Origin of the sequence: Chryseobacterium sp. KCF3-3 (assembly GCF_045865955.1) — a bacterium.
GTDB lineage: Bacteria > Bacteroidota > Bacteroidia > Flavobacteriales > Weeksellaceae > Chryseobacterium.
The window spans coordinates 925,151-950,293 of the sequence record NZ_AP035792.1 but is presented as its reverse complement, the minus strand read 5'-3'; the positions used below and the strand labels follow the sequence as shown (position 1 = coordinate 950,293).

20 protein-coding genes and 1 tRNA gene are annotated in these 25,143 nt (G+C 34.7%); 15 read left to right on the top strand and 6 right to left on the bottom strand.

The window, feature by feature from the left end:
* Positions 1–89: 89 nt before the first annotated feature.
* From ACKTTZ_RS04245 to ACKTTZ_RS04215, 7 genes are all read left to right on the top strand, one after another.
* The gene (locus ACKTTZ_RS04245) at positions 90–383 is read left to right on the top strand and encodes a helix-turn-helix domain-containing protein (RefSeq protein WP_034696104.1); all 294 of its coding nucleotides are present in this window, start codon (positions 90–92) and stop codon (positions 381–383) included.
* A 285-nt stretch (positions 384–668) separates the two neighbouring features.
* The gene (locus ACKTTZ_RS04240; protein ID WP_407847506.1) at positions 669–3,635 is read left to right on the top strand and encodes a sensor histidine kinase; all 2,967 of its coding nucleotides are present in this window, start codon (positions 669–671) and stop codon (positions 3,633–3,635) included.
* Positions 3,632–4,246 (top strand): response regulator, encoded by a 615-nt coding sequence (locus ACKTTZ_RS04235; RefSeq protein ID WP_407847504.1) that lies wholly within the window; start codon positions 3,632–3,634, stop codon positions 4,244–4,246. The genes ACKTTZ_RS04240 and ACKTTZ_RS04235 overlap by 4 nt, the downstream gene beginning before the upstream one ends.
* Before the next feature lie 257 nt (positions 4,247–4,503).
* Positions 4,504–5,922, top strand: coding sequence for an amino acid permease (locus ACKTTZ_RS04230; RefSeq protein ID WP_034696101.1), 1,419 nt, complete (start codon positions 4,504–4,506; stop codon positions 5,920–5,922).
* A 233-nt stretch (positions 5,923–6,155) separates the two neighbouring features.
* Positions 6,156–6,767: a hypothetical protein gene (locus ACKTTZ_RS04225; protein ID WP_407847502.1), complete on the top strand. Its 612-nt coding sequence runs from the start codon at positions 6,156–6,158 to the stop codon at positions 6,765–6,767.
* A gap of 4 nt (positions 6,768–6,771) precedes the next feature.
* Positions 6,772–7,878 (top strand): agmatine/peptidylarginine deiminase, encoded by a 1,107-nt coding sequence (locus ACKTTZ_RS04220; protein WP_407847500.1) that lies wholly within the window; start codon positions 6,772–6,774, stop codon positions 7,876–7,878.
* A gap of 236 nt (positions 7,879–8,114) precedes the next feature.
* Positions 8,115–8,747, top strand: coding sequence for an HdeD family acid-resistance protein (locus tag ACKTTZ_RS04215; RefSeq protein ID WP_253317771.1), 633 nt, complete (start codon positions 8,115–8,117; stop codon positions 8,745–8,747).
* Positions 8,748–8,823: 76 nt separating this feature from the next.
* Here the strand turns inward: ACKTTZ_RS04215 and ACKTTZ_RS04210 are convergent, their stop codons facing one another.
* Together ACKTTZ_RS04210 and ACKTTZ_RS04205 are read right to left on the bottom strand one after the other, a co-directional pair.
* On the bottom strand, positions 8,824–10,359 hold the full coding sequence (locus ACKTTZ_RS04210) for a T9SS type A sorting domain-containing protein (RefSeq protein WP_156106491.1): 1,536 nt from the start codon (positions 10,357–10,359) through the stop codon (positions 8,824–8,826).
* A 91-nt stretch (positions 10,360–10,450) separates the two neighbouring features.
* Positions 10,451–10,521: transfer RNA gene (locus tag ACKTTZ_RS04205), tRNA-Gln, on the bottom strand.
* Between the two features lie 98 nt (positions 10,522–10,619).
* Between ACKTTZ_RS04205 and ACKTTZ_RS04200 the strand changes: the two genes are divergently transcribed.
* The 5 genes from ACKTTZ_RS04200 to ACKTTZ_RS04180 all read left to right on the top strand — a co-directional run bounded on the left by ACKTTZ_RS04200 (position 10,620) and on the right by ACKTTZ_RS04180 (position 14,873).
* Positions 10,620–11,648 (top strand): AMP-binding protein, encoded by a 1,029-nt coding sequence (locus tag ACKTTZ_RS04200; protein ID WP_407847497.1) that lies wholly within the window; start codon positions 10,620–10,622, stop codon positions 11,646–11,648.
* 34 nt (positions 11,649–11,682) lie between these two features.
* A complete protein-coding gene (gene arfB, locus ACKTTZ_RS04195) occupies positions 11,683–12,075 on the top strand; it encodes an alternative ribosome rescue aminoacyl-tRNA hydrolase ArfB (protein WP_034697375.1) in 393 nt (130 codons plus the stop codon).
* A 48-nt stretch (positions 12,076–12,123) separates the two neighbouring features.
* On the top strand, positions 12,124–12,765 hold the full coding sequence (locus tag ACKTTZ_RS04190; protein WP_407847495.1) for a hypothetical protein: 642 nt from the start codon (positions 12,124–12,126) through the stop codon (positions 12,763–12,765).
* Positions 12,766–13,062: 297 nt separating this feature from the next.
* Positions 13,063–13,443, top strand: coding sequence for a GreA/GreB family elongation factor (locus ACKTTZ_RS04185; protein WP_034697379.1), 381 nt, complete (start codon positions 13,063–13,065; stop codon positions 13,441–13,443).
* Between the two features lie 458 nt (positions 13,444–13,901).
* Positions 13,902–14,873, top strand: a complete 972-nt coding sequence (locus ACKTTZ_RS04180; protein WP_034673009.1) for a deoxyhypusine synthase family protein — start codon at positions 13,902–13,904, stop codon at positions 14,871–14,873.
* 435 nt (positions 14,874–15,308) lie between these two features.
* Here the strand turns inward: ACKTTZ_RS04180 and ACKTTZ_RS04175 are convergent, their stop codons facing one another.
* Positions 15,309–15,455, bottom strand: a complete 147-nt coding sequence (locus tag ACKTTZ_RS04175) for a hypothetical protein (RefSeq protein ID WP_185103725.1) — start codon at positions 15,453–15,455, stop codon at positions 15,309–15,311.
* A gap of 73 nt (positions 15,456–15,528) precedes the next feature.
* On the opposite strand from ACKTTZ_RS04175, the gene ACKTTZ_RS04170 reads away from it, so the two are divergent.
* Positions 15,529–15,825 (top strand): MGMT family protein, encoded by a 297-nt coding sequence (locus ACKTTZ_RS04170; protein ID WP_034697384.1) that lies wholly within the window; start codon positions 15,529–15,531, stop codon positions 15,823–15,825.
* A 298-nt stretch (positions 15,826–16,123) separates the two neighbouring features.
* On the opposite strand, the gene ACKTTZ_RS04165 is transcribed toward ACKTTZ_RS04170, so the two are convergent.
* Together ACKTTZ_RS04165 and htpG are read right to left on the bottom strand one after the other, a co-directional pair.
* Positions 16,124–16,519: a helix-turn-helix transcriptional regulator gene (locus tag ACKTTZ_RS04165; protein WP_253317773.1), complete on the bottom strand. Its 396-nt coding sequence runs from the start codon at positions 16,517–16,519 to the stop codon at positions 16,124–16,126.
* Between the two features lie 493 nt (positions 16,520–17,012).
* A complete protein-coding gene (gene htpG, locus ACKTTZ_RS04160) occupies positions 17,013–18,905 on the bottom strand; it encodes a molecular chaperone HtpG (RefSeq protein ID WP_034697388.1) in 1,893 nt (630 codons plus the stop codon).
* A 158-nt stretch (positions 18,906–19,063) separates the two neighbouring features.
* Between htpG and ACKTTZ_RS04155 the strand changes: the two genes are divergently transcribed.
* Entirely contained in the window at positions 19,064–21,958 is a 2,895-nt protein-coding gene (locus ACKTTZ_RS04155) for an alpha/beta hydrolase family protein (protein WP_407847492.1), read from the top strand.
* A gap of 141 nt (positions 21,959–22,099) precedes the next feature.
* The gene (locus tag ACKTTZ_RS04150; RefSeq protein ID WP_407847490.1) at positions 22,100–23,533 is read left to right on the top strand and encodes a hypothetical protein; all 1,434 of its coding nucleotides are present in this window, start codon (positions 22,100–22,102) and stop codon (positions 23,531–23,533) included.
* A 264-nt stretch (positions 23,534–23,797) separates the two neighbouring features.
* On the opposite strand, the gene recA is transcribed toward ACKTTZ_RS04150, so the two are convergent.
* The gene (recA, locus tag ACKTTZ_RS04145) at positions 23,798–24,799 is read right to left on the bottom strand and encodes a recombinase RecA (protein ID WP_034694853.1); all 1,002 of its coding nucleotides are present in this window, start codon (positions 24,797–24,799) and stop codon (positions 23,798–23,800) included.
* Positions 24,800–25,143 lie beyond the last annotated feature (344 nt).

Here is a 25,143-nt window from a genome sequence, read left to right as displayed (position 1 = left end):
ATAATGTTTTGCCAAAGGTATTTATTAACTTTGTTGGAGGCTAATAGCTAATCTTCTAAAATATACCGAAAACTACTAAAACAAAAACGATGAAAGTATGTGGACAAAATATCAGGAAAATACGTAGGAGTAGAGATCTTACGCAGGAATACATGGCTTTTGAAATGGGGATTTCCCAAAAGGCGTATTCCGATATTGAGAATTCCAAGGTGAAGATCAACCTGGAGATACTGACTAAAATATCCAATATTTTAGATATCAAGCCATCAGACATCTGTAGTATTTCGCATAAGTGTGGAAACGATGAATATGAAGATAAATACCAAAACCTTTTGGAATACATGAAAAAGAATAATATTTCTGTTCCGAAAGAATTTTTATAGCCTATAAAAATTTCACTTTTACTTACATTTAATTATCATAGAATAATGATCTCCCCGGACAGAAGGAGATCATTTTTTTTGCGAACAAAAGACAGTGTTTTCAGTATGCCTGATGACCATGACATTGATGAGGGAACAAATGTTTGGTTTTTCAAATTTATTATAATGAAAACAGTATCCATATCTAATTATGTAGAAAAAAATTCACATAATTGTGGATAAATGTTTACAATAAATTTAATTTTCTATAATATATTTGTCTTAAATATAACGCTGCCCTACTGAATGAAGCTTCTCTACTTTATTTCATTTCTGTTTTTTCTAAGTGTCAACGGGCAAAGCTATACTACCCAATGGTATAACACGGATAATGGTCTTCCTCAAAACAGTATCAAGGATATTGTAAAAGATAAATATGGTTTTATCTGGTTGTCTATGGAAGGGAGAATTGTACGGTATGATGGAAGCAATTTTGTACAGTATAATAATTTCAAACTTAAAAATTTAAGCTTCGGTGATTTTTTCGGAAACATCCAAAAGGATAGTATTACGGTTTGCAATGCAGCAGAAAAAGATTTTCTACTGATTTCCCATCGAAAGCCCGATATTATTGTATCCGATCGGATTTCTAAATTGGGAGGTACGGTACGTCAGAAAGTGTATAAACAGCTTGTTAAAAATAATATTACTGTAAGGTTTGTTTCTTATATAGACTCATATTTTATAAGATTGAGTGCAGGCTCTTATTATTTTGAAAATAACGGAATTACTTATGTTGATAAGAGAAGTAAAAAAAATATAAAAGTTGATCTGAAATTTGCTCATCATCAATTAAGACGGTTATTCATACATGGAGATTATGTTTTTATCCCTGACGCTGATAATAAAAAGATACTTCAGTTGTATCAGGGAAAATATTCCTATATCAAAGCTCCATTAATGTATACTGATGCTGATACTAAAATCTATTGGCAGCAGATCACCGGACAGGTATTCATCATCAGTCATGGTAAAATATACAGAAGTGAATTTTCGGATGGAAATCTGAAGTTGAATTATCTACTGGACTATAAAGATATTGATAAAGAAATTTCCGGAGCGATGTTTTATGATGAAGCAGCACGGAAGTTATACATCGGGAGTTCTATTAATGGGCTTAAAATTTTAAGTCTGTCTGATTTCTCTGTTTCCAGAAAAAAATTACCTTATCAGGATGAGGTCTGTTATGCAGGGATTCCTTACGGTGATAACTCAGTTCTTACTCAGGAAGGAATAAGATACTATCAGAATACTTCAGAAAGAATATTTCCGGCTTCTCAATCTTATGATAAACGCTACATTTTGCAGGATAACACCGGGAATCTGGTTTATCGGGAGAATAATGCTATTCATATAAGGTATAAGAGTACAGGGTTTACAAAATATGATTCCATTTCTTTTCAAAATAAGGAAATTGATGGGCTGTATAAAAGTGGAGGACTGTATATGGCATCACTTGTCAGCGGAAAAGAATCTTATCTCTATCTTTTTAAGAAGGATCGTTTTAAAGAAATTGAACGAATTATTCCCTGTAAAGATAATATAGATGCTGTTTTAAGATATAACAAAGATCTGCTTTATCTGGGAAGCAGTGGCGGAATCTACGTTTACTCTCTTACTGGAAATAAAACGGAGAAACTGATCGGAAAAGGACTTCCTGTAAAACAAATCATCCGGACCAAAGATGGGAATATCTGGTTTACGACATACAACAGAGGACTTTATTTGATAAAAGATCAAAAAGCGGTCAGAGTTCCATCCGATAAAAATGATTTTCTGGCGAATGCCCATTCTTTGGTGGAGGATAGGAATTCCAACTTATGGATTTCTTCCAATAATGGGTTGTTTAAAGTCAATAAAAATATTCTTTTACAATATATGAAAGCTCCGAAAGGAGAGATCACATATTATCGCTACACCAAAAAACAAGGACTGTCGAACAATGAATTCAACGGAAGTGCCAATCCCTGTGCCCATAAGCTGAAAGATGGACAATTTGTATTTCCGTCTATGGAAGGATTTGTGTTTTTTAATTCTGAAAAGATGAAAACCTATTATCCAGGAAGTCAGGATGTCTATCTGGAAAGGGCAAGAGTAAAAGGAAAGATGATTCAGCTGAAAAATAGTCTGTTTCTGGAATGTGGTTATAAAAATGCAGAAGTTTACATAGATGTTCCTTACTATTCAGATCTGGAAAATATTTATTTACAGGCTAAACTTGATACTGAAGACAGTTCATGGGTGAATATAAAAGGTGATAAAACATTCCGGATAGCTACTATTGAACCTGGTAATTATCATCTTCTCGTTAGGTTTTTATCTTCCGAAACCGGGAAATTCGTTTATAAAACATTCCCTGTAGAAGTGGAAGCCTATTTTTATCAAACCTTATTCTTTAAAATCCTGAGTGCAGGTAGTATCATTTTTATTATTCTGGTGATTGTTCAGATGAGGACAAATTTTCTGAGACTGAAAAATAAAGTATTAAAAAATACCCTTGATCATAAAGATAAAGAACTGCTTGAAACTAATAATAAGTTAAAAAATGAATCCGATTATCAGAAAAAACTGGTCGAAAGTATCAGTCATGACATTACTACACCCGTAAAGTTTATTGCTCTTCTTTCCCAGGAACTCAACCAGTCAGAAGATCCTAAAACTCAGAAAAAATATTTTGACAGCATTTATAAAACTTCAGAACAACTGTATAAATTTACATTGAGTCTTAAAGAATATACAGAATTATCCAAACAACAGAATAGCGCGGAAGAAGAATATTCTGTATATGATCTGATTGAAACCAAAAGATTATTATTCGAAGAAATTGCAGCTCAGAAAAATACATTTATCTACAATTTTTGTGACCATCAACTTAAGATTAAACTTAATAAGAATGTTATGCTGGCCGTTTTCCACAATGTCATAGATAATGCGGTGAAAAATACTTCAGACGGAGAAATTACCATCACATCAACCTTTACAGGATCACATATAGAAATCAATATTGTTGATACCGGTACCGGAATGTCTGATGAACAGATGATTTATTATTCCGGTTTGTTTAAGAAAAAAGAGAATGAGCATATGATTTTTAAAAATTATGGTTTAGGCCTTCATATGGTTGTTCAGCTGCTCATAAAGATGAATTCCGAAATGACTTTTCATCAAAATACTCCGAAAGGAACCCTCATTAAAATCCTTATTAAAATATGACAAAAAAAATACTCATTGCAGACGACCATCATGTGGTAAGAATCGGAACAGCTATGATTCTGGAGAAAAACTTTAATCACCTTGAAGTTGATTTTGCAGAAACCTATGGAGAAGCAAAACAGAAAATTGAATCCGAAAAATATGATCTGGTCATTTTGGATATTGAACTTCCGGGAAGCATTCTCAAATCAATGGTTAAAGAGATTAAAGAAATCTCTGAGGATACTCTTATCCTCATATTCACTTCTTACAAAGAAAATATTGCACTGCAATACATTGAAGAAGGAGCTAATGGATTCCTGAATAAGCAGAGTGATCCCGAAAATTTTGTCAAAGCGGTGGAAGCTCTTTTCAAAGACGGAAATTATTACACTCCGGAGATCATGAGTGAATTGCTGAAAGGAGATAAAAAGCGAAAAGCAATTGAAAATTTATCCGAAAGAGAGCTCCAGGTTTTTAATCTTCTGGCAAAAGGAAATGGAAACCTTGAAATTGCAAATGCTCTTGACATTGAGGAATCCACCGTAGGAACTTATAAAAGACGGGTTTATCAGAAATTAAAAATTACCAATTTGGTTGAACTGCTGGAAATCTACAGTAAAATTCATTAATACCGTCTCTTTAAAGTCATAATATCATTACAATACTGTGAAAAAATACGTACAGAATATGTTGGTTAAGTAGTTGTTTTTAGTGGTAAGTTAGCACCTCATTAACTTCTGTTAAACAGATGAAGCTAATGGAAAAGTATTTTTTACAAACTAAGGTTTTTTTCTTGTCCCGTTACGTGTAAATTCTCAATTTACCCCATGGAATGTGAATTTCTCTGAAAAGTTTTTATATATTTAGCGACCGAATAATTCATTCAATGAGCAACGAAAATAAAACAGGACAAAACGAGACTTTAGTTAGAGGATTAACAAATCGACACATACAATTAATTGCCCTTGGAGGTGCCATAGGAACAGGTTTATTTCTGGGAATTGGACCTGCTGCAGTACTGGCAGGACCCTCTGTAATCTTAGGCTATGCTTTGGCAGGAATTATTGCCTTTTTTATTATGCGTCAGCTGGGTGAAATGGTAGTTCAGGAACCTGTTTCGGGAAGTTTTAGCTACTTTGCCTACAAATATTGGGGAAATTTCCCAGGGTTTGCTTCCGGCTGGAACTACTGGATTCTCTATATTCTGGTAAGTATGGCGGAACTTACCGCCATTGGCCATTACATTCATTTTTGGTGGCCGGAAATACCACTCTGGGTTTCCAGTTTATTCTTCTTTATAGTCATTAATGCACTTAACCTGGCTTCTGTAAAAGTGTACGGAGAAACAGAATTCTGGTTTTCCATCATCAAGGTAGTCGCTATTATTGCTATGATTATTTTTGGAGTATACCTCTTAATAAGTGGTACAGGAGGAGAAAAAGCAACAATCACTAACCTTTGGAATGACGGAGGATTTTTTCCAAAGGGATTATTTAATAAAACAGAAAACGGATATTCAGGATTATTTGCGGCAATGGCAATGATCATGTTTTCCTTTGGAGGTCTTGAACTTATCGGAATTACAGCTGCAGAAGCAAAAAATCCGGAGAAAACCATTCCACAGGCAACCAACCAGGTGATCTATAGAATCCTTATTTTCTATGTAGGAGCTTTGGTTATCTTATTTTCATTAAGTCCATGGAGAGATATTACAGAAGGATCAAGCCCGTTTGTAATGGTGTTTCAGAATCTGAATGGTCTTGAATTCAGTCTTTTTGGTAAAGTAATTCAGTTCAATACATTGATCGCAAATGTGCTTAACCTGATTGTTTTAACAGCTGCTTTGTCTGTGTACAACAGTAGTGTCTATAGTAACAGTAGAATGCTTTTCGGATTGGCTCAGCAGGGAAATGCTCCGAAATTCCTGAAAAAACTGAATAAAAACTCAGTGCCTACCAACGCAATCATTATTTCTTCGTGTTTTGCCGGGATCTGTATTATCATCAATAAATTAGTTCCGGAAAAAGCTTTTGAATACCTGATGGCTTTAGTGGTATCCACACTGATCATCAACTGGCTGATGATATGCTACACCCATTTAAAGTTTAAAAAATCAATCAATGCAGAAGGAATTCAATCAAAATTCCCATCTATATTTTACCCGATATCCAACTATATCTGTATTGCTTTCTTAATTCTGATCTTAGGATTGATGAGCATTACAGGAATGGAAATTCAGGTGATTCTGATTCCTATATGGATTGGCTTTTTATTCGTGATGTACAAATTATACAAGCCAAAATAAAAATACAGAACAGATCTATACATGTTTTGAAAAAGGTGAAAATCATTGATTTTCACCTTTTTTGTTTTTATTTTCAGTAAATTAGAATAAGAAATAAGATCACCTGTATTTATTTCGCTGTATGAAAAGAATGTCAATTTAGGACAAGATTTGTTTTTTGGAGAGGCCTAATTTTGCACCTGTCAATCATCACAATGATGACCTTGCAATGTGAAACTTAAAAAACAAATAGAATGAAAAATGTATTTCTCCTTATCTTATTATTTCCTTTTTGTGCCCAATCACAGATTTCTGTGCAGGCGTATGGTGGAAATAAAGAGACCGAACTTCTGGGAATTTATAATAAAGATTTTAGCAGAAAATGGAATTATTTCGCCTCAGGGACTATTAGCTACGACTATGAATCAAAGAAAATTAATCCTGAGCTTTATCAGAATATCAATTATGGAATTGTAAAGAATCTTGGTGTTTCTGCGGGAGTTCATCTTTCGGATAAAGATATCATGCCGTCTGTAGGAGTGGCGTATGGAAAAGAAAATGATGTTTTTGCTGTCAATATATTTCCTGCATTTACTTATTCCACCGATGCAAAAGAATTTGGGCTTGGACTTTATACGTTACTGGAATATACTCCGAAAATCAATGAACGACTTAATCTTTACAGTATGCTGATTGTAGAATCCGATTTCAGTTTTAAAGAACATCAGTCCAGCAGCCAGATTATCCGTTTAGGAATAGAAAATAAGAAAAAAATGCAGTTCGGGATAGGAAGTAATATTTCCCAGACAGGAAGCGATTTTGATACCGATGCCAATTTCGGTGTATTTATAGGAAAGAAATTTTAATGATATGAAAAAATTATTCACACTCACTTTAGTATTGAGCTTTATATTCAATATGGCACAGACAGACTATCATTTTCCCGAAGAATCTTCAAAACATGAAGGAACATGGCTGCAATGGCCGCATCATTATCAACACGGAATGACTTACCGTAAAAGGGTAGAACAGAGATGGGTAGACATGACAAAAGCCCTTCAGTCGGGTGAGAAAGTTCACATTATTGCCTATAATAATGAAGAGAAAAACAGAATTATCCGCCTTTTGGAAGAGAATAAAGTTCCAATGAAAAATGTTGATTTCAAAGTGTATCCTACCGATGATGTATGGATCAGAGATAACGGACCTATTTTCGTAAAAGATAAGAAAGGAAATGTTCTCATTGAAGATTGGGGATTCAATGGCTGGGGCGAAAAATTTGATTTTGAAAACTGTGATGAAATTCCACAAAAGATAGGAGCAGATCTGGGTATAAAAGTAATTGACCTGAATGAAGAAATGGTGAATGAAGGAGGATCTGTGGAAACGGATGGAAACGGAGTTTTAATGGCTTGTAAAAGCTCAGTCATCAGTCAGAAAAAAGGAGCTACCAGAAATAAAGATATCACACAGGAAGAAGCTGAAGAAATGTTTGAAACCTACTACGGAGTTTCAAAAGTGATCTGGCTGGACGGAGTAACAGGATTAGATGTTACCGATATGCACATCGATGGTTTTATGAAATTTATCAACCATAATACCATGATTACCATGAAAGAAGATGACCTTCTTGATCTTGGGCTTTCGGAGAAAGATGTCAATACACTTTATACAGCCACTAATGTAAACGGGAAAGAATATAAAAAAGTTTACGTTCCTGCTACCAAAAACAAAGTGAAAACAGCCTACGGAAAACAACTTGACGAAAAAGGGTCTTATGTAAACTATTACGTAGCTAATACAGTGGTATTGGTTCCTAACTATGGAGATCCGAATGATACCATTGCCAATAAGATTATCCAGGATCAGTATCCGGATAGAAAAGTAATAGGAATAGATGTAAGAAACCTGTATGAAAACGGAGGAATGGTTCACTGTGTAACCCAACAGCAACCTGCCGGAAATCCAGCAAGATAAATTCAAATAACAAAATAATTTTTTTACATCAGTCAGGTAGAATCAATTGAATAAATTAATTCCACCTGATTTTTTTATCATAACAAATCACAGAATCCAAAGGATTTTTCGGTTATTTTTCGTATATTGGTAAGAGGTTATATTTCAAATTCAGGTGAATATTATAATCTGTTTGAAATACCTGCGGAGAAGCCGAAAACCGTTACAAAAAGTAGGCAGGACCAAAAAAGACACCTATGGCCAATTTATTTCAAACCTTTACCAATACAGTAAAACATTGGTATATTCCATTAATCTTCGGAATTCTTTTCCTTATCTGTGGTTTTTATGTATTCAGTGTACCTTTAGCAACGTATGTTACCCTTTCTGTTTTTTTCAGTGTTTCATTCCTGTTTTCAGGAATTACAGAGATATTCTTTTCCTTACAAAACAGTAAATCCTTGCAGGGTTGGGGCTGGTTTTTGGTAAGCGGATTACTAACAACCGCAATAGGAGTTTATCTTATCGCAAATCCTCAGATTTCAATGACAGTACTTCCATTTGTGATCGGATTTACTTTGCTGTTCCGTTCTTTTCAATTATTAGGTTTTGCATTTGACCTGAAGAGTATGAGAATAATGAGTTGGGGAAATGTAGCCCTTGCCAGTGTCGGAGGAATTATCTTTTCTCTACTGCTCATATTTAATCCGGTGTTTACAGGATTCTCATTGGTTACCCTTACCGGTGTTGCTTTTATCTTCATGGGAATTGCTTCCATTATGCTCGCTCTGGATTTAAGAAAAGTCAAAAAAATTCCGGGAAAAATAAGTCAGGAATTAAGAGAAAGAATCAAATCTATCCAGGAAGAAATTGATGATCTAAAAAAATAAATTTTATTAAATCAATAAACAAAACCATCCTAGAAAAGGATGGTTTTTATTTTAAGTAAGGCAAATATCTGTTTTTTTATTTCTTTATTAATTTTAAAGATTGTTTGTCTCCTTTTTTAGTTTCAAACCAGATCATATAATTCCCTTTTTCTAATTTCTGAATATTCATTTGTTCATTGAATATTGAAAAACCACTCTGAATTTTTTTTCCGGACATATCAAAAATACTGTACTCAAAACTTTCATTACTCTGTTTTTTATTTTGTATGGTAATATGATCCCCGGCTGGATTAGGATAAAGGGTAAAAGTATTATAATCTTTCAAAGAAACATTGTCAATTCCTAGAAAACCACTGTTAAACTTCGTCAAAAAAGATTTATCACCATGTGTTACACTGCCTCCGGAATAGCAAAGCACAAGTGAACCATCATTCAGATTAAACAATTTATGAATATAATCGGCTCTTAACGAAGTAGTAGGAGGTGCTGCCATAAAATATTGAAAGCCCGCACTTGAAGTAGTATAATCTACAGTTCCATTAGCATTCAGTCTTGTTACAAATAATTGTGCAATAAGATTCGGGGTACCATTGTACATATTCGTTATACCTCCTGTTACTACTATTTTTGAGTTGGGTAATACGGTAATTTGTCCCAATGACAATTGCTGCGCAGTAGTAAAATGATAATCAGGTGTTCTTCCGTTATTGGAGAATCCGGAAACAGAAGCGCCATCTGAAATTTGAATTTTAGACAAAAAGAAAGTATCTCTATATGTGGCATTTTTACTATGCAGTAATAAAATAGAATTATCGGTATAATTATATTCAAAATTGGTAGCAACAGAACCGGCTGTGTTAGGAATAAAAACAGAACCATTATTACCAAATGTAGTATCATATGTTCCATCAGGTAGCCTTCTCTCGATGTACGAATCCTCTGTGTTGGTTAAAGTGTTGGTTTTGGTACCCGCCATTACCAGTTTTCCGTCATTTTGTATGTAGAATTTTTTAGGGTAAAATGTATTAAGCGATAACTTTCCATTGGTGCCGAAATTATTATCAATTACACCATTCTGGTTTACTTTTACCATATAAGAACCCATGTTGGAAATAAGAAGGAAACTGTTTCCATTCTGATCTACTGCAAAATCATTTACTGTACCATTTTGACTCACAGATTGAGTCGTAAAACCATTGGTGCCAAAGCTTGTGTCCAGAGATCCGTCCAGATTAATTCTCGTTAAAAACCAATCATATAAGCTGTGAGTTGGCGTAGCGTTTACCCTTCCATAAATCAATATTTTATTATTGCTTAAAATCATTCTTTTGACAGATTCACTTTTATCCAGTGAATTGCTGCCCATGTCATAATTCTTTTCTCCGAAAGTGGCGTCAAGAATTCCGCTTTGGTTTACTTTTCTGATGGTGATAGAACCTGTAGATGTTGCCGTAATGAATTGCCCATCCGGAAGCAATACGGCATCAGACATCAAATCAAAATTATCAAACATACAATAACCGCCATTTCCGAAGGTAGGATCCGGGCTAAAGCTTTGGGCATTCAGAAAAATACTGATGATTGAAAAGAATAAGAAATAGTGTTTTTTCATAGTTATAGTTTTTAAATAATTTATTCTGAATTTGTTCAGAAATAAAGGATAGTAATAAAAAACAAAAACCACCCTTAAAAAGAGTGGTTTGTAGACTCACAGGGATTCGAACCCCAGATGACTGAACCAAAATCAGTAGTGTTACCGCTACACCATGAGTCTGTTTGTTTTAGTGGTGCAAATTTACAGCTTTTTTCTTTATATACAAGAACTTTTTGAAATTTTTTTTAAATTTACTGTAGAATTTATTTACGGAAAATATGCTGATAGACTTCAATAATCTCAATATTAATCAATTATCATTCGGTACCGAATTTGAAAAGAAAGTGAAAATTTTTCTGGAAGAATGGTTTTCAGAAAAAAAAGGAGTAAATGTCCAGACTTCAGGTTCTACAGGAGTGCCGAAAATTTTTGAAATTGAAAAAAAGAAAATGGTCAACTCTGCCGTCATGACCTGTAATTTTTTAGGATTAAAAGAAGGCGATACCGCATTACTCTGCCTGCCTGTGGAATATATCTCTGGGAAAATGATGATTGTGCGATCTATAGAAAGGAAATTACAATTAAAAATCGCTGATCCTTCTTTAAAACCTGTTGAAGATCTGGATGAAGAAATAGACTTTTGTGCGATGACACCGCTTCAGGTAGAAAACTCACTGGAAAAGCTTCATCTGATTAAAAACCTGATTATTGGAGGTGCCGCCGTTTCAGAAAGCCTGAAAAGTAAAATTCTGCAGATGAACCTTAGTGCTTCAAACCGTATTTTTGAAACCTATGGAATGTCTGAAACCCTTTCCCATATTGGTTTAAAACAATTGATGCCTGAGCAGGAAGATTATTTTACCGTTTTTGAAAATGTATCCATTTCTTTGGATGAGAGAGGTTGTCTGAAGATCTTTGCTCCGAATGTAAATGCTGAAGAATTGCAGACTAATGATTTAGTTAATATTAAGGATGAAAAACAGTTTAAATTTCTGGGAAGAATTGATAATGTGATCAATTCCGGAGGCGCAAAGATTTTTCCTGAAACTCTTGAAGCTTTGGTAAAAAAGGAACTCCCGAACGAAGCCATATTTGTAGGACTGCCGGATGAAAGTTTGGGTCAGAAATTGATATTGGTTTTAGAAGGAGATGAATCTGCTGAGGTCATAAAAAAAGTCTCAGAAATTCCATTTGAGAAAAACTTTCACAGACCGAAAGAAATTATTTTCATCAATAAAATTCCTAGAACTCCCAATGGGAAGGTCAACAGATTAGAACTGTATAAAAGTATTAATGCCAGCCTTTAGTATTGAGATCATTTTTTGATTAAAAAATAAAACAATGAAAGACTTTTCAAAAGAACTCAGCTTCAAAACTTCCCGCAGCAGCGGGGCAGGAGGACAGAATGTGAATAAAGTGGAGACTGCCGTTACCGTACTTTGGAAAGTAGATGCTTCAGAATTTTTTAATGAAGATGAAAAAGTATTGATTCAGCATAAACTGAAAAACAGAATCAATGCAGATGGCTTTTTATTCCTCTCAGTTTCTGAAAGCAGAACACAGCTGATGAATAAGAATAAAGCCATTGAAAAAATAATTGAAATTGTAAACAAAGCACTCATTGTTCCCAAAAAGAGAACCGCAACTAAACCCTCAAAAGGACAGAAACAAAAAAGACTGGATAATAAGAAAAAGCTTTCTGACAAAAAAGAAAACAGACGTTTCAGGTTTTAATTGGTTTCTCCAGCAGAAAACTTTACTTTTGCCGGAAATTTTAAAACCATGATAAAAAAAATAATCTTGGCTGGAGTATTCTCAATCTCCGCCATGTCTTTCGCTCAGAAATTTTCTATCAGACCTTCCGTAGGATATGCATGGAGAACAGCAAAAACAATTTCCGGACTTAGCAAGGAAGAAAAAGACTATGTAAAAGACCTTAAAAACGGACTGAACTTTGATATCGCAGCCCATTATGAGGTAAATAACGGGTTTGGGCTTGGTTTAAAATATTCTCATTACAGCGCATCCAGTGACGGGTTTTTGCTTGGCTATGTAAACGGAATGCCTGTATCTGTTCCTGTGACTACAAAGGATAATATTACTTTTTTTGGAGTTTCCGGACTTATTTCAAATGATAATTCGCCTACCAGACATAAAGTATTTGCAGATATTGCATTGGGAGTACTTTCTTATACTACCAAAACTGGAGATGTAAAAGGTACAGGAAGTACTTTCGGGGCAGAAATTGATCTTGGTTACCGATATCAGATCAGTAAAAACTTCCTTATTGGGCCAAAAGTTGGTTTAAGTGGCGGTACTCTGAACAAAATGAAGTTTAACGGAGTAACCTATAAATTTGATGATGATCAAAAAGAAGGTTTACATAGAGTTTCTTTAAGTGCAGCCGCTACATTCCGTTTTTAAGCTGTATCTTTGTTTGAATTAATAATAATTGATTATGACAGCAACAATCTTTTTATCTGCAGAATATCGCCGGTCAGGATTGCTGCTGTCTTTACTTTATCTTCATACAGATTCTTTTCTGAAAAGTTCTAAGGACTTTATCAATTAAGCCCTGTCAGGATCCAAGACAGGGAATCTTTCCGGATTTTATGTATTACTTTTTTTGCAGTTTTCTATAGAAGATGGCTATTATATGCCTGTATTCTACATTGGATCATCAAGGAATAACTGCATTTTAATTCAAAAAAAATGAAGAACATGTCCAATCATATTATTGTAACCACCGGAATTTATGACGCTATAAAAGATACACTCAGAAGAAAAAAAGTGAGTATCGGAGAAGAAAAGAGATTAGCTGAAGAGCTTAGAAAGGCAAAACAAGTGCTGAGAAGAGATCTTCCTGCCGATATTGTAACGGTTGAAAGAAAAGTAACATTAAAAGACCATACATTAGATTTTGAGCACGAATATATTTTTGTGGCGTCTACCAAAGAAAAGCTTAAAAAAAATAAACATTCCATCCTGTCGGATATTGCGCTTGCAGTAGTAGGGTATAAAGTAGGAGATATTATCAACTGGCCTTTCAAAGACGGAGAAAGAAAAATCGAAATCCTGAAAGTGGAAAGCTGGGAAGGATAAATTTCTGTGAATATTATTAAGTTGAATGATAATGAAAGCGTGGCTCATTTTGGGCTGCGCTTTTTTATAAATTTTTAATGTTGGAAAACGCAAAGTCGCAAATTTTTTGACATGGTTCCTGCTTTAAGGCGTGAGGATTTTACCTTCGATAAAATTTTATATTGTATAATATATTTTTTATCACACACTAATTTTTTAAATAGTATAAAAATCTGTGTGATTTGTGTGATCTGTGCGAAAATGATACTTTCCCTTGCTGAAAATCTAATATTGAGCGAAGTTGAAATATTCTTACGTCTTAAATATTCACAAAGTTTTAAAACCCTTTGCACCCTTGCGTTTTCCAACTTATATCTTCTCAATTTAACAAATGATAAAAAATACTTCTCTATCACACTTTCTTCAAGTGCTTTGATTACATTCCGTTTTTAAGTTTTATCTTTGCAAAAATTTAAAAAATGAGCAAACCGATAACTGAATTCATAGAAAAGTATTACCTGCACTTCAACGCAGCTGCATTGGTGGATGCTTCTAAAGGATATGTTGCACATCTTAAAGATGGCGGAAAAATGATGATTACTTTGGCTGGAGCAATGTCTACTGCTGAATTAGGGAAGATTCTTGCTGAAATGATCCGTCAGGGAAAAGTAGATTTTATCTCTTGTACAGGTGCTAACCTTGAAGAAGATTTAATGAACCTTGTAGCACACTCTCACTATGAAAGAGTTCCTCATTATAGAGATTTAACAGCTCAGGATGAGTGGGATCTTTTGGAAAGAGGTCTGAACAGAGTTACAGATACTTGTATTCCTGAAGAAGAAGCTTTCAGAAGATTGCAAAAACATATCGTAGAGATCTGGAAAGATGCAGAAGCTAAAGGAGAAAGATATTTCCCTCATGAATTCATGTACAAAATGATCCTTTCAGGAGTATTGGAGCAGTACTATGAAATTCCTAGAGAAAACTCTTGGATGATTGCTGCTGCAGAAGCCAACTTACCAATCGTAGTTCCGGGATGGGAAGATTCTACAATGGGTAACATCTTCGCTTCTTACTGTATCAAAGGTGAGCTTAAAGCTACTACAATGAAATCAGGAATCGAATATATGACTTACCTTGCTGACTGGTATACTAAAAACTCAGGAGGAAAAGGAGTTGGGTTCTTCCAGATTGGTGGAGGTATCGCAGGAGATTTCCCTATCTGTGTAGTACCAATGTTATATCAGGATATGGAAATGCATGACATTCCTTTCTGGTCTTATTTCTGCCAGATTTCTGACTCTACAACATCTTACGGTTCATATTCAGGAGCTGTTCCAAATGAAAAAATCACTTGGGGTAAACTAGATATCACTACACCGAAATTTATCGTTGAAAGTGATGCAACCATCTGCGCACCATTGATGTTCTCTTATATCTTAGAAAACTAAGAACAAAATTCTCAAAAGAGATTACAATATCAGCGCTTCAATTCATTTGGAGCGCTTTTTTATTTCTTTGAAAAAAGAAATATTAGACTATTTAAACCATTAAGGAAAATGAAGATGATAAGAATAATTAAGTTTCATCTTTAATGAAAAATAAAGCATGCAGCTAAATAAAATAGCTTTAGCTGTTTCTCTTAATACTCTTTAAAACTTAAATAATCTTAATGGTTCAAATAAGTGGTGTACCCTTTTCTCGCAGATTGCACAGATTTTTTATCTGTAAAATCAGATTAAGATTAAATAAGATTCAACGATATAAAATTTTATCGAAGATAAAATCCTCGCGCCTTAAAGCAGGAGCCATGTAAAGGAACTAGCGCCTTTGCGTTTTCTAAAATTTCTTCACAAACATCTGTGCAATCCGTGGGAAAATAAAAATCAATCCAAAGAATTCACCAGCACAAAATAACGATATGCCAGAATTCCCTTTTCAATCTTAGTCAGATGATTAGGATCCTTATGACTCAGTTTCGGAAGCACTTTTTTATTAACGGCATTCAACAGCCTGAAAAATGATTTTTTCATATCTTTATCTTTTAATGAAACATCATCGAGTTTGATAGAATTCAAAAATGATGCAAAAACATAGAAATCAGATATGGACGAGATTTTCAAACAACAGGTCTACGAAGTGGCAAGACTTATTCCCAAAGGAAGAGTATCTACTTATGGTGCCATAGCAAAGGCTGTTGGCTATCCTAATCATTCCAGGCATGTAGGAAAAGCGATGGGAGGATGTCCAAAGGATGTCCCTGCTCACCGTGTGATTTCAAGTTCAGGAGTTTTGTCTGTTCCGGAATTTCAGCCTAAGCTGGAAGCTGAAGGAATCACTGTGGAAAATCTTAGAATAAAAAATTTCAAAAAACTGTTTTGGGATCCGTTGGAGGAATTGTAAATTTCAAATGATTGAAATTAAAGAATCTTTCTAACGCAAAGTTTTCATCTGTATGCTACAATATTTTTAAGTGAGCAAAGGGTAGAATCAATTTCATTGATTCTTACTAAGCAAACGCATCATTTACCATAAAGCTTCATCAGCGACAAAGTCGCAACTCTTCGCTTCCTGAAATAAAACATAAGAATCATCAATCCTTTGCGTTAAAAAAGCGCTCACCTCAAAGACCTCCGTAAAAAATGTCACTCCATACATTAATATGAAGTGACATCAATATTTTCTACAGTTTCAAACCGTATTATTTTCTTCCTCTTGGGAGACCTTTCAGCTCTTCTTTCAGCCTTTCGTTTTCCTCTTTTAATAGAGCGATATAGTTTTGTAGATTTTCAATGATAGCTCCCGGAATATTATCATAATTATTCTGGTTAGTAATTATTCCTGCAGAAGTTCCAGAATTGTCATTAAATATTGGATGATCATTGTTAACAACTATTGTGGCTTCATCCTCTTCATAAATGTCCTCAAACGGTACATCCAGAAAACGGGCAAGTTTGTCCCATTCATCTTTTACAATTCTTACATCACCGCTTTCTTTTCTGCTGTAATTGGATACATCTGTTGCGATAAAGTCAGCTACCTGTTGTTGAGTATAGCCTTTTTGCTTTCTGATGACGCGTAATTTTTCTTTTTGCATGACCGACATTTTATACAAAAATGGCAAAAAAGCAGAAGCTATACAATAAAAAGTAGAAAAAAATAGGTACTAAAGAATAAGATTAAAGATAAAATAAAACTAAACTGAAAAACCGAAGTATTATCTTATTTAATTGTTGAAAATTTTCTTCGAATTAGTCCCTTGTTTCATAATAATTTCCGACTGATCAAAAGTATATAGTAAGAGACAAGATTTTAACCTATAAGGTTTAGATTAACTATTGATGATTTTTAGACTGTTGGAAAACGCAAGGGCGCAAAGATTTCCTAAGCACTACAAATATTTAAGGCGCAAGAAAATCAAAGATTTTCAGCAAGAATTAATTCTTATAGTATTAGGACTATGAAATTTTATCGCAGATAAAATCCTTGCGTTCTAAAGCATACATTATAAAAAAACTTGCGTCTTTGCGTTTTCCCAACCTTCTGTAAACAAAAAAAGACTGCTTCAAAATGAAACAGTCTTTAGTAAATTATTTTTCAAGTTGCTTATAGCTTCTCTGTATAAAATCTGTCAGGTCTTTTCCTTTCAGTAAGTTTTGTGAAAGCTTGGCAAGATCCAGAGCATATTTGATCAGGCTCTCTTTCTCTTCAGCATTCTCAGTCTTTAAGATCTGATTGGAAAGCTCACTGTTTGAGTTCACTACAAGATTGTACATTTCCGGAAAACCTCCCATTCCAAACATACCGCCTCCGCCTGTCGCCTGCATTTCCTTCATTCTTCTCATGAATTCTGGTTGGGTAATAGTAAACGGAGCATCATTGCTGTCAAGATCTTCAAGCTGAACGGTAAATTTAGAATCCTGAATAGCTTCTTCTACATTCTTTTTCAAAGACTCTTTTTCCGTTTCATTCAATTTTGAAATTACCGGCTCGTCTTTTTTGATCAAATTATTAACATGATCAGCATCTACTCTTGCAAACGAAATATTTTCTTTTGAAGTTTCCAGTTTCTGAATCACGTGTGAAATGATAGGAGAATCCAATAACAGAACTTCATATCCTTTATCTCTTGCAGACTGGATGTAGCTATGCTGTTCATCAGCATTGGTAGCGTATAGTACAACCAGTTTGTTATCCTTATCGGTTTGGCTTGGTTTGATTTTCTCTACCAATTCATCCCAAAGGAAATATTTACCGTCTGTGGTAGGGTATAATGTGAATTTGTCTGCCTTTTCAGCAAATTTTTCTTCAGTAACGATTCCATATTCGATTACAACCTTGATGTCATTCCATTTTTGTTCATAATCTTCACGGTTTTCATTGATCAGTGAAGCCATTTTGTCGGCTACTTTTTTCGTGATGTAAGAGGAGATTTTCTTTACAGCACCGTCTGCCTGAAGATAAGAACGGGAAACGTTTAATGGAATATCCGGAGAATCAATTACACCTCTTAGCAACATCAGGAAGTCCGGAACAATCCCTTTTACTTCATCCGTTACGAATACCTGGTTTTGATATAACTGAATTTTATCCTTATCGATATTCAAATTGTTGCTCAGCTTAGGGAAGAATAAAATTCCGGTAAGGTTGAAAGGGTAATCAACATTCAGATGAATGTTAAATAATGGTTCTTCAAACTGCATAGGATACAATTCGTGGTAGAACTTCATATAATCCTCATTGGTCAGTTCGTTTGGAGCAATCGTCCATGCCGGAACCGGATTGTTGATGATATTGTCTACCTCTTCCGTTTCAGCTACAGCATCTTCAGAAGCACCTTCCGGTAATGGAAGTGTATGGGTTTTCGTTCCAAATTTAATCGGAACAGGCATAAATTTGTTATACTTTAATAACAGTTCACGGATTTTTGCTTCTTCTAAAAATTCTACAGAATCTTCAGCAATATGAAGGATGATTTCCGTTCCTCTGTCTATTTTGTCAGTAGTTTCTTCCAGTGTAAATTCCGGGCTTCCATCACAGATCCAACGTACTGCCGGCTCATTTTTATAAGATTTTGTAAGGATTTCCACCTTTTCTGCCACCATAAATGCAGAGTAGAATCCAAGACCAAAATGTCCGATAATCCCCGAATCTTTAGCAGAATCTTTATATTTTTCAAGGAACTCTTCAGCACCTGAGAAAGCAACCTGGTTGATATATTTTTCAACTTCTTCAGCCGTCATACCAATACCCTGATCGATAATACGTAACGTTTTCTGATCTTTGTCGATCTTAACTTCAAGTTTTGGATTTCCGTATTCCACTTTTGCTTCACCAATGCTTGTTAAATGCTTCAATTTTAGAGTAGCATCAGTTGCGTTAGAGATTAATTCTCTTAAGAATATTTCGTGGTCACTGTAAAGAAATTTTTTAATAAGCGGGAAAATGTTTTCCACAGATACATTAATATTTCCTTTAGTCATCATATTTTATAATTTTTAATTTTCAAATATTTCTCAAAAAAAATACCATCCGGAGGAATGTGACAGATTGACATTTTTTCCAACTTATAACCCAATAGGGATATCCTATGGATTTTTCAAAGAAATACCTTATTTTTAATTCTTAAAATTCTTTAAAAATGAAGTTGAAATGTACAGTTTTTATTCTGCTCATCATGACTTGTTTCGTGTATGCGCAGAAAAAGCCTTTAGACCATTCTGTTTATGACAGTTGGCAAAATATCGGCTCGAGAAAAATCTCAAATGATGGTAAATGGGTTGCTTATTCTGTGGATGCTCAGGAAGGAAATTCTAACCTTTCTTTATTTTCTGTTAAAAATAAAACAACAAAGAAGTTTGCAAGAGCTGCCAAAGTGGATTTTACGAATGATTCCAGGTTTGCTGTTTTTCAAATCAGACCGCAGTATAAAGATATAAAAGCGGTAAAAGATAAAAAACTAAAGAAGAATAAGTTGACGAAAGACAGTCTTGCCATCGTTGATTTTTTTAATGATAAAACAGAAAAAATTCCTAATGTAAAATCCTTTAAGGTTCCTGAAAAAGCGGGTTCTTATGTTGCTTACCTTTTGGAAAATACAAAAGACAAATCTTCGGATGATGCTTCTGATAAAGAAGATGGAGACGAAAACAAAGATGAAGACAAAAATGTAAAACCTTTACAACTGGTAGTACGAAATCTTGTGGATGGAAAAAGTACAATATATGATAATGTAGTACGCTACGAGTTCAGTAAAAATGGGAAACAGCTTGTTTTTGTGACAAAAAAGCCAGACGAGAAAAAGGATAAAAAAGAAGGAAAAGAATCAACAGATGAAAAATCTGCAGATAAAAAAGATACTGACAAATCAAAGCCGAAGAAATATGCTTTGCAAACTGTTCAGGTAGTAGATCTGCAAAAAGGAACTGTGAATAAAATTTCTGAAATGGAAGGTGATTTTTCACAATTATCTTTTGATGAAGAAGGAAATCAATTGGCTTATGTAGGTACTTCTTCCGCACAGAATGATCTGGTGAAATTATATCAGTTGTATTACTTTAATTTTAAAGGAAACAAAAAAGAAATTATTACCAATGAGAATGCGCAGATGAAAAAGAATTGGGTGATTTCTGAAAATCGTTCACCACTGTTCAGTAAAAATGGAAAACAGCTGTATTTTGGTGTTGCGCCAAAACCTGTTGCAAAAGATACGGCAATGATTGCGAATGACCACGCGGTAGTAGATGTCTGGAACTATAGAGATGACTATTTGCAAACAGTACAGCTAAAAGAATTGAAAAATGATCTAAAGAAATCATATGCTGCAGTAATGCAAACAGAGAAACCAGATTTCTTTAGAAATATAGATGGAGAAGACTTAGATACTTTACGATTGGTGAATGAAGGAAATGCAGAATTTGCTTTAGGAATTACCAGTATCAATAACCGTATTTCTTCACAATGGGAAGGCGCAACAAAGAAAACGTATTTCCTGATCGATAATAAAACGGGAGACAGAACCGAAATTATTCAAAATCTGAACGGAGCAGCAGCTGTGTCGCCACTAGGGAAATTTGTTGTAATTTTTGATAAAGAAAAAGGGAAGTGGCTGAGTTATAATGTGAAAACAAAGCAAACCCTTCCATTAAACATAAGCTTACCTGTTTCTTTCGTGGATGAAGAATTTGATATGCCGGATTTTCCAAATTCTTATGGCATTGCATCCTGGACAGATAATGATGAATCTGTAATTATCAGAGACCGTTATGATCTTTGGGAATTTTTCCTGGACGGTTCAAAAAAGCCGAGAAATATTACCAATGGATTTGGACGTAAGCATAAAATAACATTCGATACTTATGATTTAGATAAAGATATTAAAAGCTTAAACCGAAAATCGACTATTTATTTATCTGCGTTTGATAATACAACCAAGGCGAACGGGATTTTTAAAACATCCATTCAGAAGAATTCTGATCCTGTAAAAATTCAGATGGAAAATGTCTGGGGATACAGAACTCTTCAAAAAGCAAAAAATGCCGAGGAATATATTTTGGTAAAAGAATCATACACAGATTCTCCCAATATTTTTGCAACATCAGATTTCTCAGAACAACAAAAACTGAGCAATACCAATCCACAGCAAAATCAATATAACTGGGGAACAGACGAATTGGTAAACTGGACAACACCCAAAGGAAATACTTCCACAGGAGTTTTATACAAGCCGGAAAATTTCGATCCGAATAAAAAATATCCGATGATTGTTTATTTCTATGAAAAACTTTCGGACAATCTGAACCGTTATGTTGCACCAGCTCCAACACCTTCAAGATTGAATATTTCTTATTTTGTGAGCAACGGATATCTGGTTTTTACCCCTGATATTTCATACACAGATGGTTTCCCGGGAGAATCTGCGATGGAATACATTAATTCAGGAGTTGAAAATTTAAAGCAAAATTCGTGGGTAGACGGAACTAAAATCGGAATCCAGGGACAAAGCTGGGGCGGTTATCAGGTAGCCTATCTGATTGCGCATACCAATATGTATGCAGCTGCATGGAGTGGTGCTCCCGTTATTAACATGACTTCTGCCTATGGAGGAATCCGATGGACTTCCGGAATGAACAGACAATTCCAATATGAAAAATCACAGAGCAGACTAGGAAAGAATCTCTGGGAAGCTCCGGATCTTTATATTAAAAATTCACCGCTTTTTACTATAGACAAAGTAAAAACTCCGGTAGTTATTATGAGTAATGATAAAGATGGAGCAGTGCCTTGGTATCAGGGAATCGAAATGTTTACCGCATTACGCCGTCTCGGAAAACCCGTCTGGCTTCTGAATTATAATGGTGATGATCATAACCTTATTAAACGTCAGAACAGGAAAGATATACAAATCCGCGAACAGCAGTTTTTTGATTATTATCTTAAAGGGGCAAAAGCTCCGGTCTGGATGACAAAAGGAATCCCAGCTACCCAAAAAGGAAAAGATTGGGGATTTGAGTTGACAGATGATAAACCTAATTAATAAAATTCCGGCGGAGCCTTTGGCTCCGCCGGAATTTTTTATTATAAAAGCAATGAAGAAGAAACTGACACAATGGCATTTTTTTTATGCTGGGTCTGTTGAGCACTTTTATTATATTTACCGCCAATTATAAATAACAGTATGGGAATCTTTGATTTTTTTAAGAAGAAAAATAACAGTCAGGAAAATGTAAGTACTCCGGTTCAGGAAATGGAAATACCGGAAGAAAAAGTAGTAGAGGAAGTGGTAGAAGAAGTTGTGGAAACAATACCGGAAATCCCTTCGCAGCCGGTAGAAGAGCCAAAAGTAAATGAAGAATATGAAAAAATCAGGATTTATAATGATTATATTGTGTATTCTATAGCCCTTCAGCTAAGAGGTGAGTATACGCCTCTTTCTGCTTTTGAAAAAGAAAATGGTGAGGTAGAAGGCTTTGCGTATATGGTAACTGAAGATGCTTATGCACTTTCTCCACAACAGGCGATTGCAAAAATGGAAGAAAAGTTCGAAAGTGAACTTCAGGAAGGTAAGATTAAATCTTATGTGATCCTGTATCATTCTCAGTTTGATCATAACGCTAATCACACTCCGGCAATTCAGGAAGGAGAATTCAAGGGAATTTCACTTGCTTATCACTTTGCTGGTGATGAAAAGAAGAAAACAGGGTTGCCTTATATTTTCGAAAACCAAAATATTACTTATAAAGGTTTTGCAGAGTTTTCTCATGAAGAAAATAATGCAATCATGAATCATCAGTTGATTGAGGGACAAAATTATTTCCAGAATACAGAAGGAATTGCAGCTCCTGAAATGACGAATGAAGCAGGAATCATCATCAGAAAATCGAATGTTCATAACATGATGAATACATGGAGTGGGATTTTTGGTCATCAGAATTTCCAGACTAAAGATTACGGTCAGTATCTGACCAATGTTTTATTGCAGTCTACGGTTTCTGATCCGGCTGGAGAAAATAAAAATAAAATCGAATTTGAAGATGTAAGATTTAAAACCATTGTTACAGATGAACTGAGTACAATAATTCCGGAAGTAACAACGGATTATACTTTGGATTTTGAAACAAGATCAATCAGAGAATGGGAAAATGCATTGAATCTACAGGCGATTGTAGCAGGACCTGCCAGAGAAACTTTTGGAATTTGGTTCTTTGCGACAGATTATGCTGAAAATAAAAATACATACATGACACAACCTCATCTGAAAGTAAATGTCAGCGGAATTGTGTTAATTCTTGATGTTCACACCAATACTGATTTACCAGATGGTACTAAAATGAGTGAAGATTTCACAACGTATGCACCAAGCCTGGATCTTCCTAACTATGCTTGTTTTGACTTTATCGGGCAGGTGGTAGATTTTAAGGAAACAGAACTACTTGAAGATAGAAGTGTTAAAGGATATATTCTGAAGCTGAAGCTAATCACGAATGAAGAGAATGAAGATTTCTTCACCATTGATGCTTTTGTGAATAAAGAGAATATGAGATTTGAAACTCCAACAAAAGGAATGAAAGTGACTGGAGCACTTCAGTTGCAAGGTAAAATTGCTGAATAATTTTTTAAAATATAAAATCTCAAAGAGGTTGTTCTACGGAATGACCTCTTTTTATTTTCTGATCCTTTATTTAAACGCATGGCTGATGGAGTTTTGTGGTAAATGATGCGTTTGCTTATTAAGAATCAATGAAATTGATTTCGCTCTTTGCTCCCTTAAAGATATTACAGCATATAGATGAAACCTTTGCGTTAAAAAATATCTGTATTTTAAAAACAAAAAAAGGCAATCCTAAGACTGCCTTTTCTATATTGTTCTGAAAAATTATTTGTTTTTCATTTCTTCCTTGATCTTACCTTCCAATTCTTCAGCAAGATCCGGGTTATCTCTTAAAACATCTTTTACAGCATCACGTCCCTGACCTAATTTAGTCTCTTCGTAGCTGAACCAAGATCCACTTTTCTTCACGATTCCCATATCTACAGCAGTATCAAGAATTTCTCCTACTTTAGAAACTCCTTCACCGTACATGATATCGAATTCTGCCTGCTTGAAAGGAGGTGCTACTTTGTTTTTCACAATCTTCACTTTCACACGGCTACCAATAGCTTCGTCACCTTGCTTGATAGGTGCGCTTGCTTTTCTGATATCAATTCTTACAGAAGCGTAGAACTTAAGAGCGTTACCTCCGGTAGTAGTTTCAGGGTTTCCGAACATTACACCAATTTTTTCTCTCAACTGGTTGATGAAAATTACGGTACATTTTGTTCTTGAAATAGTAGCTGTAAGCTTTCTTAATGCCTGAGACATTAATCTTGCATGAAGACCCATTTTGGAATCTCCCATTTCACCTTCAATCTCTGCTTTTGGTGTAAGAGCAGCAACAGAGTCAATTACAACGATATCAATAGCTCCTGAACGGATTAAGTTATCTGCAATCTCTAAAGCCTGCTCACCGTTGTCTGGCTGAGAAATGATCAGGTTTTCAAGATCAATTCCTAATTTCGCAGCATAAGTTCTGTCGAAAGCGTGCTCTGCATCAATGAATGCTGCAATACCACCTGCTTTTTGAGCTTCAGCAATAGCGTGAAGGGTCAATGTTGTTTTACCTGAAGATTCAGGACCATATATTTCAATGATTCTTCCTTTTGGATATCCGCCTATTCCTAAAGCAATATCTAAACCTAAAGAACCGGAAGGAATTACTTCTATGGTATTGTCTATAGATTCGTCACCTAAAGTCATTACCGTTCCCTTTCCATATGTTTTATCTAGCTTGTCAAGCACTAAAGCGAGTGCTTTTTTCTTATCATCAATGTTACTCATCTCTATTAATATAATTTCTCAAAAATACATAATTTAAATATTAAAAGCTAATATATTTTATTTCCTAAAGCTGTTTTTAGAGTTAAAAAATGATAAAATTTTAGGGCTGATCTTATTCATAACGAAGCAGATGTGGAATGTAGTATCTAAAGTATTTTTAAATATTTTTTACTTAAGTAAGATGAGTTGTTTTTGTTTGAAATCGCAAAGGCGCAATTCTTTTAATATTAATTATGCTTTAAGACGCAAAGATTTTATCTCTGATAAAATTGAGTAGTGTATGTATTTTTTACCTCACGCTGATTTTGCTGATTAGGCAGATGCTAATAAAAATCTGCGTAATT